The organism is Mesorhizobium sp. M2A.F.Ca.ET.042.01.1.1 (genome assembly GCF_003997405.1).
GTDB lineage: Bacteria > Pseudomonadota > Alphaproteobacteria > Rhizobiales > Rhizobiaceae > Mesorhizobium.
In genome coordinates, this window is the sequence record NZ_RZRX01000526.1 from 1 (window position 1) to 1,656 (window position 1,656).

Consider the following 1,656-nt stretch of genomic DNA (forward strand, 5'->3'; position numbering starts at 1 on the left):
TTCTAAACTAGAGTGATCCCATCATGCTTTCCCGTGTTTTCGGCTTCGGCCGCCGTTCCTTCGATTCGCTGTCGGAGCAGGAGATCCTGGCGCTGGCGATCTCCTCCGAGGAGGATGACGGGCGCATCTACCGCGCCTATGCCGATGGCCTGGCGCAGGACTTTCCGCAATCGGCCAAGGTGTTCGAGGCGATGGCCGAGGAGGAGGACGGCCACCGCGACTCGCTGATCGAGCTTCACCGCAAGCGCTTCGGCGATCGCATTCCGCTGATCCGGCGCGAGCATGTGAGGGGCTATTACGAGCGCAAGCCGGACTGGCTGGTGCGGCCGCTGGGCATCGAGCATGTGCGCCGGCAGGCCGAGGATATGGAGCGGCAGGCCTACCGCTTCTATGTCGAGGCCGCCAAGCGCACCACCGACGCCTCGACGCGCAAATTGCTCGACGATCTCGCTCTGGCCGAGCAAGGCCATGAGAGCTCGGCGCACGAACTGGAGCAGCAGCACGTGCCGGGCGCGGTCAAGGAGGAGGAAGCGAGCGCCGAGCAGCGCCAGTTCATCCTCACCTATGTGCAGCCGGGGCTGGCCGGGCTGATGGACGGCTCGGTGTCGACGCTGGCGCCGATCTTCGCTGCCGCCTTCGCCACGCATGCGACATTCCAGACGTTCCTCGTCGGCCTCGCCGCCTCGATCGGCGCCGGCATCTCGATGGGTTTCACCGAGGTCGCCTCCGACGACGGCAAGCTGTCGGGACGCGGTTCGCCGCTCAAGCGCGGCCTCACCGTCGGCATCATGACGACGCTGGGCGGGCTCGGCCACGCGCTGCCTTACCTCATCCCCTATTTCTGGACGGCCACGATCGTCGCGGCGGTGGTGGTGTTCTTCGAGCTGTGGGCGATCGCCTTCATCCAGAACCGCTACATGCAGACGCCGTTCTGGCGCGCCGCCTTCCAGGTGGTGCTGGGCGGCGCGCTGGTGTTCGGGGCGGGCGTGCTGATCGGGAACGCCTAAAGCATGTCTCCCGAAAGTGGGACCGGTTTCAGGATAAAGACATGCGTAAATTCAAAAACCTAAAGCGCATGGAGCGAATCTGAAAGATCGCGACGCGCTTTAGAGCAATTCCAGGAAAAGTGTGAGCGGTTTTCCGTCCGGAATTGCGTAAAAACAAGGAGGTAGAGCGCCGCGCCCTACTGCGTCAGCACCGTTTCCGACGGGCGCTGGTTGTAGTCGCACTTGCCGGTGGTGGTGTAGAAGAAGTCGGCGTTGCTGACGGCGGCGGGCACCGGGTTGCCGCCGTCTTCCCAGGCCTGGTAGCCGGTCTGCCCGCAGGGCACCGCAGTGAAGATGTTGACGGTCTGGCCGGTCGCCACCTCCGGCATGTTGGTGGCGCTGTCGCCGATATAGAGCCGGTTCGAGGTGGAGGGATCGTTCGATTTCAGCACCTTCGGATTGCCCGAGGGCACGTCCATCTCCAGATAGAGCTGATCCATCTGGCTGACGTCGATCACCGCGCCGGCGCCATTGGCAGGATAGAAGGTGTCGGCGCAGGAATAACTGGTGCCGTATTGGTCGGTCTGGATCACCGATCCGGCAGGCAGGCTCTTCTGAAGGGACTTCAATGTCCCGGTCGTGCACACCTGTTTTTGCACCACTGTGGTGG

General features: G+C 63.6%; 1 protein-coding gene and 1 pseudogene. One reads left to right on the forward strand and one right to left on the reverse strand.

What is annotated here, in order from left to right:
* Positions 1–23: 23 nt before the first annotated feature.
* Positions 24–1,007 carry an iron exporter MbfA gene (gene mbfA, locus EOA23_RS34510; protein ID WP_126063482.1) on the forward strand — a complete coding sequence of 328 codons (984 nt, stop codon included), beginning with the start codon at positions 24–26 and terminating at the stop codon, positions 1,005–1,007.
* Positions 1,008–1,183: 176 nt separating this feature from the next.
* Here the strand turns inward: mbfA and EOA23_RS34515 are convergent.
* Positions 1,184–1,656 (reverse strand): annotated as a pseudogene (locus EOA23_RS34515) (hypothetical protein); the annotation flags it as partial.

Excerpts from the sequence above, each read along its gene's own strand:
- mbfA (WP_126063482.1), top strand. The coding sequence starts at position 24 with ATGCTTTCCCGTGTTTTCGGCTTCGGCCGCCGTTCCTTCGATTCGCTG.